Below are 12,786 nucleotides of genomic sequence, written 5' to 3'. Positions count from 1 at the left end.
GCGTGAAGTGGTTATTGTAGTGATGCATCCAGGGAGTCCACCGTGTTCAACCGCCGAAATGTTATTCAGGCCATCGCCGCGATCGCCGCGCCGGGCGTGGGCCTGCCGGCGTGGGCCAGGGAGCCGGAAGGCCCCCTGCCGAAGGTGGGCAGCACGCTGCCTTTGCCGTCCCTGACGCTGCTGGATGGTCGCCGCTGGACCCCCGCCGATGCCCAGGGCAAGGTGCTTGTGGTGTACTGGTGGGCCAGCTGGTGCCCTTTTTGTGCGCTGCAGTCGCCTCATATAGAGGCTTTGTGGCGCGCGCGGAAGGACCAGGGGCTGGACGTGCTGGCCTTGTCGATTGACAGGCAGCCTGCAGCGGCGGCCGGCTATTTGAAAGCCAAAGGCTACAGTTTTCCCGCGGGAATGCTGACCCCCGAGGTCGGCAAACTGCTGCCCAAGCCGGCGGGTCTGCCGGTCGTGGTGGTCATGAAGGTGACCGGGCGGAATGGAAAAGTCGTATTTGCGGAAAGCGGAGAGATGTTCTCCGAAGATGTGGAAAGTTTGAAGAAGTACTTATGAAAACTCTGGTGATTGCAGAAAAGCCCTCGGTGGCACAAGACATTGTGCGTGCCATCACGCCCACGGCGGGGAAGTTCGAGAAGCACGACGAGTACTTCGAGAGCGACGAGTGGCTGGTCACTTCGGCCGTGGGCCACCTGGTGGAGATCCAGGCGCCCGAGGAGTTTGACGTGAAGCGCGGCAAGTGGAGCTTTGCCAACCTGCCGGTGATTCCGCCGTACTTTGAAGTCAAGCCCATTGACAAGACCAGGACGCGGCTCAACGCCATCGTCAAGCTGGCCAAGCGCAAGGACGTGGGCGCCATCGTCAATGCCTGCGATGCGGGGCGTGAGGGCGAGCTGATCTTCCGGCTGATCCAGCAGTACGCCAACAGCAAGCACCCGGTCAAGCGCCTCTGGCTGCAGTCCATGACGCCGGCCGCGATCCGCGAGGGCTTTGACAGCCTGCGCACCGAAAAGCAGATGCAGGGCCTGGCCGATGCCGCGCGCTCCCGCTCCGAGGCCGACTGGATGGTCGGCATCAACGGCACCCGCGCCATGACCGCCTTCAATTCACGCGATGGCGGCTTCTTCCTGACCACCGTGGGCCGTGTGCAGACGCCGACGCTGTCGGTGGTGGTGGAGCGCGAAGAGAAAATCCGCAAATTTGTCAGTCGCGACTACTGGGAGGTCCACGCATCTTTCCTGGCCGAAGCCGGCGAATACCCGGCCAAGTGGTTCGACCCGAAATGGAAAAAGGCCGCGGCGAATGCCGACAATGCCGAGCCCGACGCCGAGCTGCGGGCCGACCGCGTCTGGTCGGAGCGCGAAGCGCTGGCCATTGCCGAGGCGGTGCGCGGCAAGGCCGCCACGGTCACGGAAGAGTCCAAGCCGACCACGCAGGCCGCCGGCCTGCTGTTCGATTTGACCTCGCTACAGCGCGAAGCCAACGGCAAGTTCGGCTTCTCGGCCAAGACCACGCTGTCGATTGCGCAAAGCCTGTACGAGCGCCACAAGGCGCTGACCTATCCGCGTACCGACTCGCGCGCGCTGCCCGAAGACTATTTGCCGGTGGTGAAGCAGACCTTCGAAATGCTGGCTGACAGCGGCATGCGCCACCTGGCGCCGCACGCGGCTACGGCCCTCAAGGGCAACTACATCAAGCCCAGCAAGCGGATTTTTGATAACGCAAAGGTGAGCGATCACTTCGCCATTATCCCAACCACGCAGGCGCCAAGTGGCCTGAGCGAGGCCGAGCAAAAGCTGTACGACCTGGTGGTGCGCCGCTTCATGGCGGTGTTCTACCCGAGCGCCGAGTATCTGGTCACCACGCGTATATCCCAAGCGGTTGGCCATAGCTTCAAGACCGAAGGCAAGGTGCTGGTCAAGCCCGGCTGGCTGGCGATTTACGGCAAGGAGGCGGCCGATGAAGTGGCCGATGCGAAAGACGGCGACAAGGGCCAGAGCTTGGTGCCGGTCAAGCCCGGCGAGCGGGTAGCAGCCGAGGTGGTCGAGGCCAAGGGCCTGAAGACCCGGCCGCCGGCCCGCTACAGCGAAGCCACCCTGCTGGGTGCGATGGAAGGCGCCGGCAAGACCATAGACGACGACGAGCTGCGGGAAGCCATGCAGGAAAAAGGCCTGGGCACGCCGGCCACGCGCGCCGCCACCATTGAGGGCCTGATCGCCGAGAAATACATGCTGCGCGAAGGGCGCGAACTGATCCCGACCGCCAAGGCCTTCCAGCTCATGACGCTGCTGCGCGGCCTGGGCGTGGAAGAGCTTTCCAAGGCCGAGCTGACCGGCGAATGGGAGTACAAGCTGGCCCAGATGGAGCACGGCAAGCTGAGCCGCGAAACCTTCATGGCGGAAATTGCCGCCATGACGGAAAACCTCGTCAACAAGGCCAAGGGCTACGACAAGGACACCATCCCGGGCGACTACACCACGCTGCAGACGCCCTGCCCCAACTGCGGCGGCGTGGTAAAGGAGAACTACCGCCGCTACACCTGCACCGGCAAAAACGGCGACGATGGCTGCGGTTTTTCCTTCGGCAAGACGCCGGCGGGCCGCACTTTTGAAACGGCCGAGGTCGAGCAGTTCCTGCGTGACCGCAAGATCGGGCCGCTGGAAGGCTTCCGCTCCAAGGCGGGCTGGCCCTTCACCGCCGAGATGGTGATCAAGTTCGACGAGGAAACGAAGAACTACAAGCTGGAATTCGATTTTGGCGACGACAAGAACGGCGAGACCGGTGAGATCGTGGATTTTGCCGGCCAGCAGTCGCTGGGCCCCTGCCCGCGCTGCGCCGCCCGGGTGTTCGAGCTCGGCAAGAACTACGTCTGCGAAAAGTCGGCGCCCACGCTGGAGCAGCCCACGCCGAGCTGCACCTTCAAGACCGGCCAGGTGATCCTGCAGCAGCCGATTGAGCGCGAGCAAATGCACAAGCTGCTGGAGACCGGCAAGACCGACCTGCTGGACAAGTTTGTCTCGATGCGCACGCGCCGCCCGTTCAAGGCCATGCTGGCCTGGGACAAGGAGGCCGACAAGGTGAACTTCGAGTTCGCGCCGTCCAAGTTCCCGCCGCGCAAACCGGCGGCCGCCAGGACGGGGGTCGTGAAGACGCCGTTCGGCAAGACGGTGGCGGCCAAAGGGGCCGCAGGCGATGCGGCGCCGGCGGCAAAGAAAGCTGCGGCCAAAAAGGTCGCCGCCAAAAAAGCGCCGGCCAAGACGGCCGCACCCAAGGTGGCGCGCAAGGCAGCCACCCCCAAGCCGGGTGCCGGCCTCAAGCCCAGCGCATCGCTCGCCGCGGTGATTGGCGCCGAGCCGGTGGCCCGCACCCAGGTGATCAAGAAGCTGTGGGACTACATCAAGGCCGAGGGCCTGCAGGACGCCACCAACAAGCGCGCCATCAATGCCGACGCCAAGCTGCTGCCGGTGTTCGGCAAGCCGCAGGTGACGATGTTCGAGCTGGCCGGGATTGTGGGCAAGCACCTGAGCTGAGGCGTCCGCCAATGGACGCCCCCGCCGCATCACATGTCCTTTCGAGCACGGTCCGCCACCGCATCCGCACGATCACGGTGCGTGACGACATGGTGGGCTGGGTAGCCTCGGGCAGCAAGCGCCTGGCCACCCCGCAAGGCAGCACCGGTTTTCGCACCGGCGACGTGTTCGTGGTTCCGCGTGCGACGCAATGGGACATGGTGAACGACCCCGCGCCGCAGGGCCGTTACATCGCGCGCGTGTTGACTTTCGCGCCGCCGCTGGTGGAGCTGTTCCATGAGCGCTTTGGCCAGTTCGCAGCCACCCCGGTCGTGCAAGGCTGCGCCAGCCTGCTAGCCGACGAGGCGTTTACCGCCACCTTCGGCCATGCCGCTGCGGCCCTGGAAGACAGCGAAGCGTCGCAGGTCATGCGCCAGCATCGCGCGCTTGAAGTGCTGTTGCTGCTGGCCGAGCGCGGCCTGGTGTTCGCGCCAGCCCGTGAACTCGGCTGGGCCGACCGCGTGCGGCGGCTGGCGGGGCAGCGCCCGCAAGCCGTCTGGACGGTGGACGACGTGGCCCGCGCCTTTCACCTGAGCGCCAGCACCCTGCAGCGCCGGCTGGCGCAAGAGGCCACATCGGTCAGCCAGTGCGTGCGCGAGGTCCGGCTGGAAACGGCCATGAGCCTGCTGCAAACGACCGGGCTGCAGGTGTCTGAAATTGCCGGCCGCTGCGGCTACGAATCACACAGCCGCTTTTCCGCGGCGTTCCGCGAGCGCTTCGGCTTCGCGCCTTCGCACCTGCGTCCTTGAGAACGGGTTGCGGGGGGCTCTGGGCTCTGCCGCACAGCAATTGATGCGGCGCAGCCAGCAAGGTGCGCCGGTTTGCACCATCATCCGGTTCTCATCTCAGGAGAATTTCATGAAACGCACGCTTCTCATCGCCGCCCTGGCAGGCGCCGCCACGCTGGCGCACGCCGCCGCCTTCACGCTCACCAGCCCGGACATCAAGGCCGGCGGAATGATCCCCAAGAGCTTCGAGTTCAACGGCTTTGGCTGCTCGGGCGACAACAAATCGCCCGCGCTCAAGTGGAGTGGCATGCCCAAGGACACCAAGAGCTTTGCCGTGACGGTCTACGATCCCGACGCGCCCACCGGCTCGGGCTGGTGGCACTGGTCGGTTATCAACATTCCGGCTTCCGTGACGGAGCTGGCGCCCAACGCCGGCGCTGTGGGTGGTGCAAACCTGCCCAAGGGTGCAGTCCCGGTGCGCATCGATTACGGCGTGGCCGGCTGGGGCGGCACCTGCCCGCCGCAAGGCGACAAGCCGCACCGCTACATCTTTACCGTGCATGCGCTCAAGGTCGACAAGCTGGAGGTGCCGGCCGATGCCACGGCGGCGCTTGCCGGCTTCATGATCAACGCCAACACACTGGGCAAAGCCAGCTTTACCGCCAGATACGGCCGCAAGAAATAAGAACAGCCGCGTGTTCGGGATCGTATCGGCTTCGGGGGCGTTCAGCTTGTTTGGGGTGCCGCTTCAGCCGGGCTGACCCTGCTCAGCGCAGCTGCAGTGCCGGCCAGCCGCGCTCGCCGCCTATGGCCGCCAGTGTCGCGTCGGCGTTCACCGTCACCGGGTGCTTCACCGCTTCCAGCAGCGGCAGGTCATTGATGGAGTCGCTGTACGCCGTGGTTTTGAAGTCCTTGAAGCGCAGGCCGCGTGCCATCAGCCAGTCATGCAGGCGCGTTACCTTGCCGGCGCGCATGTTCAGCGTGCCGGTGGTGCTGCCGGTGAAGCGGTCGTCTTGCAGTTCGGGCTCGGTGGCAATCAGGTGCTCGATGTCCAGGTAGAAAGCGGTCAGCTCGGTGAGGAAGCGGTTGGTGGCCGTGGTCATGACGACCAGGTCGCCGGCTTCCAGGTGCTTGTCGACCAGCGCCACGGCCTGCGGCGTGATGCGCGGGACGATCCATTCCGAGAAGAACTCCTGCCGCAGGGGTTCCCACTCGCGCACGGTGCGTCCGGCCAGGGTGCCCACATAAAAATCGGCAAACTCCTTCAGGTCGACGGTGCCGGCCTTGTAGCGCGCTTCGATGTCGGCATTGCGTGCGGAAAAATGTTCTTTGTCGAGCACGCCTTTTTCCATCAGGAAGTCGCACCACAGCACATCACTGTCACCACTGAGCAGCGTGTGGTCGAGGTCGAAGAGGGTCAGCTTCATGGTGTTCTCCTCATGGCGAGACAACTTTCCGACGGGCCGCCCCCAGGAAAATCAGCCCCATTTCCTCGTGAAAGGGGCAGCGTAACGCCGTAGGCACGCGGAGCGACAAGCGTGGTTGCCAGGGTTTCGCCGCCGGGCCGCCCCAAGGCAAAATGCGCCCCCTCGGGGGCAGCGAACCACACAAAGTGGGGAGCGTGGGGGCCTGTATTTTCAAGCAGGGGCCGCGGGACTGGCTTTGCCAGACCGCAGGCGCAGCGGCCCCCTCGGGGGGCAGCGAAGTACGCGAAGCGACAAGCGTGGGGGCCATATATTCAGGGTCGGCGCAAGTGCCAGGCCTTGGGACGGGTGAAGGTCTGGATGCCGTAGGTGGACAGCGTCAGGCCGACGCCCGAATCGCCGTAACCGCTCCAGGGCAGGCGCGGGCTGACGCGGTCGCAGCAGTTCCAGTACACGCTGCCCGCATTCACCTGCGCCAGCAACGCCTTCGCGCGGGTCTCGTTCGGGGTGAACACGCCCGCGGTCAGGCCGTAGCGCGTGTCGTTCATGAGCCTGACGGCTTCCTCGTCGCCGGCGACTTTCTGGATGCCGATGATGGGGCCGAAACTTTCCTCCTGCATCAGCGCCATGCCGTGGTTGACGTTGGCAAACACGGTGGGCGCATACCAGTTGCCCGGGCCCGGCAGGCGGTGGCCGCCGGCCAGCAGCGTGGCGCCTTTGGCTTTGGCGTCCAGCACCTGCGCATCCAGCACCTCCAGCTGGGGTGCGCGCGTGATGGCGCCGATGTAGGTGTCCTCGGCCATCGGGTCGCCGACCTTGAAGGTCCTGACCGTGTCGACAAAGGCGGCCACGAACGCGTCGTGAATCTTCTCGTGCACATAGATGCGCTCGACCGAGCAGCAGCTCTGCCCGGTGTTGTACATCGCGCCGTCGGCAAGCGACTCCGCGGCGGTCTTCGGGTCGGCGTCGTCGCAGACGTAGGTCGGGTCCTTGCCGCCCAGCTCCAGCTGCAGCTTGACCATGCGCGGGCCCATGGCGCGGGCAATCCGCGCGCCCGTCGCGTAGGAGCCGGTGAAAAAGAGGCCGTCCACCTGCTGCGCCAGCAGGGCTTCCCCCACGGCCGCGCCGCCGACCAGCGGCACAAACACATCCCGGGGCACGCCGGCGGCGTGCAGCAGGCGGGCCATGGCCAGGCCCGTCATGGCGGCATATTCGGAAGGCTTGTAGAGCACGGCGTTGCCCGTGAGCAGGGCGGGAATGAACACATTGCCGCCGACGAACCAGGGGTAGTTCCAGGCCGAGATATTGGCCACCACGCCGAGCGGCGCGTGCTCGATCTGCTCGGTCATGCCGCCCTCGCTGAAGACGGTTTGCGTGGCGGTGGTGCTGTCGAGTTCTGCCAGGAAGAAGTCGATGCGCCCCAGCAGGCCGTTCAGTTCGTTGCGCGACATCTTGATGGGCTTGCCGGTTTCGTGCGTCATGGTCGCGGCCAGCGCGTCCAGCTCTGCCACGATGCCGGCGCGAAAACGCGTGATGCAGGCCTTGCGCTCGGCCAGCGGCATCCTGGCCCAGCCCGGCTGGGCGGCGCGCGCCTGGCCCGCCTTGCTGGCCACCGTGGCAGCGTCATCGGCCGGCAGGTCCGTTATCAGGGCGCCGGTCGCGGGGTTGTGGATGGACAGTTGCGTCATGCCTTGCTTTTTCGGGAATGGTTGTGATGGTTGTGCTTGGCGTCCGCCACGGCCGACAGGAAATCTTCGAGCACGGCGGCGTCGTCAATCGTGTCGGAGCCGGGCTGGTGGAATTCGGGATGCCACTGCAGCGCGGCGATATAGCTTTTGGAACGGTCCTTGCGGCGTATGGCTTCCACAATGCCGTCGCCGACGCTGTAGGCCTCGACTTCAAATTCGGGCGACAGCTTCTTGATGGCCTGGTGGTGAATGCTGTTGACACGCACCCGCTCCACGCCGGGGTATAGCGCCGACAGCCGGGTGCCCTGCACGATGTCCACGCTGTGGAAATTCTGGTCGTAGGTCGCCGCATCGCGGTGAAGGAAGGAGTCGGGCACCTGGGTCTGGATGTCCTGGTAGAGCGTTCCGCCAAAGGCCACGTTGAGCAGCTGCAGGCCGCGGCACACGCCAAAAATCGGTTTGCCGATGCCTTCGAATGTGGCGACCAGCGCCTTGTCGTATTCGTCGCGTATCCGGTCGCCGGACCATTTTTCTTCCATGGGCGCCTCGCCATAGCTGCCGGGCCAGACGTCGGCGCCGCCATGCAGCACCAGGCCGTCCAGCCACTGGGCGTAATGCTCATAGGTCACATCGCCGCGCCGGGTATTGCCCGTGGGACAGGGCACCATGACCACCATGGCGCCCGAGGACATCAGCCAGTGGGCAATCGACTGCTCCACATATTGCAGGGTCTTGCCCGTGAAGAAGGAGCGGCTCGGGTCGGCATGCGAAAAGCAGGCCGAAAGACCGATCTTGAGGCGGCTGGCGGCGGTCATTGGGCCCCCACGCTTGTCGCTTCGCGTACTGCGCGAGGCCTTGCAGGCCGCGGCTCGCGAGACGCTTCGCCTCTGTCGCCTGTCCAAAGCTGCTCAAGCAGCTTTGGAGCCGCAGGCTCCAGCCCCTCGGGGGCGCTGCGCCTGCGGCCCGGCAAAGCCGGTTCCGCGGCCCTGGCTGAATGGGGAACCTGTATCGCACGACGCATGGTCATCACGAGAGTTGTCATGTCGGCGTTCATAAAGCGGCCTCGAACAGCTTTTGAAAGTCTTCGGCCTTGCAAGGGCGGGGGTTGGTCTGGTGGCAGATGTCGGCCGTGGCGATCTCGACCAGGCGTGGCAGGTGGTCACGCTTGACGCCATGCGCTGACAGCGGGCCGGTGATGCCGACACTTTCTTTCAGCTGCTTGAGCCAGGGCACCAGGGCTTTGCCGCCGCCGGCCACGCCGCAGACATGGGCCAGCTCGTCAAATTTGGCCGGTGCGGCTTCGTGGTTCCAGGCCAGCACGGTGTCTATCATCAGCGCGTTGGCCAGGCCATGGTGCAGGTCGCACACCGCGCCCAGCGCATGCGCGCACGAGTGCACGGCGCCCAGGTCTTTCTGGAAGGCAATGGCGCCCATCATGGAGGCCATCATCATGTCGCCTCTAGCCTGCAGGTTGCCGGGCTCTTTCACCGCGGTGAGCAGGGCCCGGGCAGCGATGCGCGTGCCTTCCAGCGCAATGCCGTCGCACAGCGGATGGTAGGCGGGCGACAGGTAGCTCTCGATGTTGTGGGTCAGTGCGTCCATGCCGGTGGCGGCCGTCACATGCGGTGGCAGGCCCAAGGTGAGTTCGGGGTCGGCAAACACCACCTTTGCCAGGATTTTGGGGCTGAACACCACGCGTTTCAAGTGGGTGTCGTTTTCGCTGACCACGCTGGAGCGGCCGACTTCGGAGCCGGTGCCGGAGGTGGTGGGCAGGGCCACAAAATAAGGCAGTTCGCCCGTGATGGCGCGCACCTGCGGATGGTCCCATACGTATTCGAGGATGTCGCCCTCATGGGTGGCCGCGACGCCCACCACCTTGGCCACGTCCAGCGCCGCGCCGCCGCCAAAGCCGATCACGCAGTCGGCCTGGTGCGCCTGGTACGCCGCGGCGCCGTCCATCACCTGGCTGCAGGTCGGGTTGCCGAACACACCGGAAAATACCGCCACCTCCAGCCCCGCCAGATGGGTTTTGAACTCGGCCAGCACCGGCAGGGCCGCCAGGGCCTTGTCGGTCACGATGAGCGGGCGCCTGCAGCCGGCCGCCAGCAGGGCTTCGGCCACCTGCTTGCGTGCGCCCGGACCGAATTTGATGGCGGTGGGGAAGGAAAAGCTGGTGATGGTCATGGGGTTAGAGGGCCAGAGGGTTATGAGGGTGGGGCGGTTCAGAAGGACCGGGCGTGCGTGAGCTGGCGATACATATGGGTTTTGCCCAAACTGGCGCCATTGACCCGTATCGCGTCGGGCTCCGTGCCCCAGGACGAAAAACCGGCGCTTTCGTAGAGCGCCATGGCCTGCCGGTTGCTGTCCGTGACCGTGAGGATGACGAGCTCCACGCCCCAGGTGGTGGCCGCTTGCAGCACGGTGTCGACCAGCGCGCGGCCGAGACCCTGGCCACTGTATTCCTCCGCCACATACATGCTCACCAGTGAGGCCTTGTGGCGGTTTTTCAGGCGGGTTTCACGGCTGAGCCCCACCATGCCGGCCATGACGGGCTTCTCGCCTTCGACAAAAGCGCCCCAGAGTTTTTCGCTGGTGCTGGCGGCCAGCCTTTTTTCGGTGTCGGCCAGGGGGCGCAGGGTTTCTTCCTCAAAGCTCGACGTGAAGGCATCGGGGTGCTCGCGCAGGCCGCGCAGCCGAAAGGCCCGGTAGACCGGTGCATCGGAGATTTCAAGTGGTCGAATTTCCATGCCTGTCATGCCTAGATGATCTCGAAGTAGCGTTTTAATTCCCAGTCGGTCACCCCGTCAAGCCATTGCCGCCATTCCCAGTCACGGGTCGCGGCGAAGTGGTCGACAAAGGTATCGCCCAGCCAGTCGCGGGCAATGCTGGACTGCTGGAAGATGCGGGTGGTTTCGATCAGGGTGCGCGGTGCGCGCGGAATGTGCTCGGCGCCCTGGTTGGTGCCGGTGATGGGCGGTGCCGTGAGCTTGAGGCCTTTTTCAACACCGTCCAGTCCGGCCGCGATCACGGCCGCCATGGCGAGGTAGGGGTTCACGTCGGCGCCCGGGCAGCGCGTTTCCAGCCGCGTGGCCTTGGGGCTGCCGGCAATCACGCGGAAGCTGGCGGTGCGGTTGTCCATGCCCCAGGTGGGTTTGACCGGCGCCCAGAAGCCATCGACCAGGCGCTTGTAGCTGTTGATGGTGGGCCAGATCAGCGGGCCGAAATCCATCATGCAGGCGACCTGCCCGGCCACATAGCTTTCAAACAGCTTGCTCATCTTGCGCGGGTTCTTCGCATCGTAGAACAGGTTGGTTTTTCCGTCGGACAGGCTCTGGTGGATATGCCCGCTGCAGCCGGGCAGGTGCTGGTTGGGCTTGGCCATGAAGCTGGGCATGATGCCGAAGCGCGCACCGATTTCCCGGGTGCCGGTCTTGAACAGGATGGCGCGGTCGGCCTGCGCCAGCGCCTCGCTGAAGCCGATGGCGGCTTCATAGACGCCGGGCCCGGTCTCGGTGTGCAGGCCTTCAATCGGGATGTCAAAGGCCAGCATCTCATCCATGATGGCCTTGAAGAACTCGCGGTTCTGGTTCATGCGCAGCACCGAATAGCCGAACATGCCCGGTGTCAGCTGCTCGGGCCCGACGCCTTTTTTGGCGGCCCAGCTGTGCGGTGTTTCCAGGAAATTGAACCACTCGAATTCCATGCCGGTCATCACCATGAAACCCATTTTTTCGGCGCGCTTGAGCACGCGCTTGAGCGTCTGGCGCGGGCAGACGGCATGCGGAGTGCCGTCCGCGTTGACGAATTCTCCGAGAAAGAAGGGCACGCCGTCGTCCCAGGGCACATGACGCGCAGTGTTCAGGTCCAGCCTGGCCAGCGCATCGGGAAAGCCATGCTGCCAGCCGGTGACGGTGGTGTTGTCGTAGCAGCTGTCCGTCATGTCCCAGCCCAGCACCACGTCGCAAAAGCCGAAGCCGCCCGCCGGGTAAGGCTCGGCGGTGCCCAGAAACTTGTCGCGGTGCAGGTATTTGCCGCGCAGGACGCCGTCGATGTCGCTGACGGCCACCTTGACCTTGGTCGCACCTGATTTTCTGACCGCCTCTACAGCGGGGTGGGTCTTGCCGGATGCTTTGCTGGCCATGCTGACTCCTGGTTTTTTATCAATGCGCTCAATGCCCCAAATTTCCCCAATGCTCCCAATCCCCTCAATCTTCTCCGTGCCCTGAATGTCGTCAGTGCGCCGGTGCGGCAGAGGGGATTCCCATGTCCTGCAGTGCCCCGGCGATGGCGTGGACCGCCTGCTCCATTTCCCCGGGGCCGATCGCGCCAATACAGCCTACACGGAAAGTTTCCACCTGGGTGAGTTTGCCGGGGTATAGGACAAAGCCGCGTTCGCGCGCGGAGGCATAGAACCTCTTGAATTCATAGCGGCTGTCGGCCGGCGCGTGAAAGGTCACGATGATGGGCGCCTGGATGGCCGGGTCCAGAAAGGGCCTGAAGCCGAGCCGGGCCATGCCGGTGACGAGCGTGGTGTAGTTGCGCTGGTAGCGGGCCAGGCGGGCGGGCTGGCCGCCTTCTTCCTCGAACTGCGCAATCGCCTCGGCCAGCGCCACCACGACGTGGGTGGGGGGCGTGAAACGCCACTGCGTGGTCTTTTCCATGTAGACGTACTGGTCGTACAGGTCCATGGCCAGCGACTGGCTGCGGCCGGCGCAGCCCTCCAGGATGGCCTTGCGGATAAAGACAAAGCCCATGCCGGGAACGCCCTCCAGGCATTTGCCGCTGGCGGCCACCAGCGCATCGAAGTGCACCTTGCGCGCATCGATTTCCAGCGCGGCAAAGGAACTCATGGCATCGACGATCAGCCCCTTGCCGTAGGCGGCGCACACGTCGGCCACCTCCTGCAGCGGATTGAGCACGCCGGCGCCGGTCTCGCAGTGGATCAGGATCACGTGGCTGATGCTGGCATCGGCCTTGAGCTGGTCGGCCATCGCGGCGGCGGACACCTGCGCCGCTTCGTCGAACGGCAGCACGGTGCAGCGGCGGCCCATCAGTTGGGTGAGGCGCGCGGCGCGTTTGCAATAGGCGCCGTTGTCCAGCACCAGCACATGGCCGTCGCGCGGCACGAGGGTGGCGACGGCGGCTTCGACGCTGAAGGTGCCGCTGCCCTGCAACGGCACCACCACATGCGAGTCGTGGCCGTGGATGATGTCCAGCAGGCTGTGGCGCACGCTGGCCGTCACGGCGTTGAAGTCGGCGTCCCAGGAGCCCCAGTCCTTCAGCATGGCCAGCTTGGTGCGCAGCGTGGTGGTCAGTGGGCCCGGTGTGAGGAGGATTTTGTCTCGATCCATTTTTATCTTTCGGTTCCAGT

At 65.0% G+C, this 12,786-nt stretch carries 11 protein-coding genes; 4 read left to right on the top strand and 7 right to left on the bottom strand.

The features are described from left to right. Positions 1-42: 42 nt before the first annotated feature. The 4 genes from AC1DUB_RS24280 (at position 43) to AC1DUB_RS24265 (ending at position 4,988) form a co-directional block, all read left to right on the top strand. Positions 43-561: a TlpA disulfide reductase family protein gene (locus AC1DUB_RS24280; RefSeq protein ID WP_477731719.1), complete on the top strand. Its 519-nt coding sequence runs from the start codon at positions 43-45 to the stop codon at positions 559-561. Beyond that, a complete protein-coding gene (locus AC1DUB_RS24275; RefSeq protein WP_477731718.1) occupies positions 558-3,536 on the top strand; it encodes a DNA topoisomerase III in 2,979 nt (992 codons plus the stop codon). Before AC1DUB_RS24280 ends, AC1DUB_RS24275 begins: the two co-directional genes overlap by 4 nt. Positions 3,537-3,547: 11 nt before the next feature. Continuing rightward, on the top strand, positions 3,548-4,324 hold the full coding sequence (locus AC1DUB_RS24270) for a helix-turn-helix transcriptional regulator (protein WP_477731717.1): 777 nt from the start codon (positions 3,548-3,550) through the stop codon (positions 4,322-4,324). A 109-nt stretch (positions 4,325-4,433) separates the two neighbouring features. Next, the gene (locus AC1DUB_RS24265) at positions 4,434-4,988 is read left to right on the top strand and encodes a YbhB/YbcL family Raf kinase inhibitor-like protein (protein ID WP_477731716.1); all 555 of its coding nucleotides are present in this window, start codon (positions 4,434-4,436) and stop codon (positions 4,986-4,988) included. Between the two features lie 82 nt (positions 4,989-5,070). Here AC1DUB_RS24265 and AC1DUB_RS24260 read toward each other — a convergent pair whose 3' ends face one another. The 7 genes from AC1DUB_RS24260 to AC1DUB_RS24230 all read right to left on the bottom strand — a co-directional run bounded on the left by AC1DUB_RS24260 (position 5,071) and on the right by AC1DUB_RS24230 (position 12,766). Continuing rightward, a complete protein-coding gene (locus AC1DUB_RS24260) occupies positions 5,071-5,730 on the bottom strand; it encodes an HAD family hydrolase (RefSeq protein ID WP_477731715.1) in 660 nt (219 codons plus the stop codon). 311 nt (positions 5,731-6,041) lie between these two features. Next, positions 6,042-7,415 carry an aldehyde dehydrogenase family protein gene (locus AC1DUB_RS24255; RefSeq protein ID WP_477731714.1) on the bottom strand — a complete coding sequence of 458 codons (1,374 nt, stop codon included), beginning with the start codon at positions 7,413-7,415 and terminating at the stop codon, positions 6,042-6,044. Further along, on the bottom strand, positions 7,412-8,230 hold the full coding sequence (locus AC1DUB_RS24250; protein ID WP_477731713.1) for a gamma-glutamyl-gamma-aminobutyrate hydrolase family protein: 819 nt from the start codon (positions 8,228-8,230) through the stop codon (positions 7,412-7,414). The genes AC1DUB_RS24255 and AC1DUB_RS24250 overlap by 4 nt, the downstream gene beginning before the upstream one ends. A gap of 235 nt (positions 8,231-8,465) precedes the next feature. Further along, positions 8,466-9,599, bottom strand: coding sequence for an iron-containing alcohol dehydrogenase (locus AC1DUB_RS24245; protein WP_477731712.1), 1,134 nt, complete (start codon positions 9,597-9,599; stop codon positions 8,466-8,468). 38 nt (positions 9,600-9,637) lie between these two features. Next, positions 9,638-10,162: an N-acetyltransferase family protein gene (locus AC1DUB_RS24240; RefSeq protein WP_477731711.1), complete on the bottom strand. Its 525-nt coding sequence runs from the start codon at positions 10,160-10,162 to the stop codon at positions 9,638-9,640. Positions 10,163-10,173: 11 nt separating this feature from the next. Next, complete coding sequence (locus AC1DUB_RS24235) at positions 10,174-11,556, bottom strand: glutamine synthetase family protein (protein WP_477731710.1); 1,383 nt, start codon at positions 11,554-11,556, stop codon at positions 10,174-10,176. A gap of 91 nt (positions 11,557-11,647) precedes the next feature. After that, the gene (locus tag AC1DUB_RS24230; protein WP_477731709.1) at positions 11,648-12,766 is read right to left on the bottom strand and encodes a 2-aminoethylphosphonate--pyruvate transaminase; all 1,119 of its coding nucleotides are present in this window, start codon (positions 12,764-12,766) and stop codon (positions 11,648-11,650) included. Positions 12,767-12,786 lie beyond the last annotated feature (20 nt).

The sequence above is a fragment of the Polaromonas sp. P4_F9 genome (genome assembly GCF_056401235.1).
This window is presented reverse-complemented; position numbering and strand designations above follow the sequence as displayed.

Excerpts from the sequence above, each read along its gene's own strand:
- AC1DUB_RS24275 (WP_477731718.1), top strand. The coding sequence starts at position 558 with ATGAAAACTCTGGTGATTGCAGAAAAGCCCTCGGTGGCACAAGACATT.
- AC1DUB_RS24270 (WP_477731717.1), top strand. The coding sequence starts at position 3,548 with ATGGACGCCCCCGCCGCATCACATGTCCTTTCGAGCACGGTCCGCCAC.
- AC1DUB_RS24265 (WP_477731716.1), top strand. The coding sequence starts at position 4,434 with ATGAAACGCACGCTTCTCATCGCCGCCCTGGCAGGCGCCGCCACGCTG.
- AC1DUB_RS24260 (WP_477731715.1), bottom strand. The coding sequence starts at position 5,730 with ATGAAGCTGACCCTCTTCGACCTCGACCACACGCTGCTCAGTGGTGAC.
- AC1DUB_RS24255 (WP_477731714.1), bottom strand. The coding sequence starts at position 7,415 with ATGACGCAACTGTCCATCCACAACCCCGCGACCGGCGCCCTGATAACG.
- AC1DUB_RS24250 (WP_477731713.1), bottom strand. The coding sequence starts at position 8,230 with ATGACCGCCGCCAGCCGCCTCAAGATCGGTCTTTCGGCCTGCTTTTCG.
- AC1DUB_RS24245 (WP_477731712.1), bottom strand. The coding sequence starts at position 9,599 with ATGACCATCACCAGCTTTTCCTTCCCCACCGCCATCAAATTCGGTCCG.
- AC1DUB_RS24240 (WP_477731711.1), bottom strand. The coding sequence starts at position 10,162 with ATGGAAATTCGACCACTTGAAATCTCCGATGCACCGGTCTACCGGGCC.
- AC1DUB_RS24235 (WP_477731710.1), bottom strand. The coding sequence starts at position 11,556 with ATGGCCAGCAAAGCATCCGGCAAGACCCACCCCGCTGTAGAGGCGGTC.
- AC1DUB_RS24230 (WP_477731709.1), bottom strand. The coding sequence starts at position 12,766 with ATGGATCGAGACAAAATCCTCCTCACACCGGGCCCACTGACCACCACG.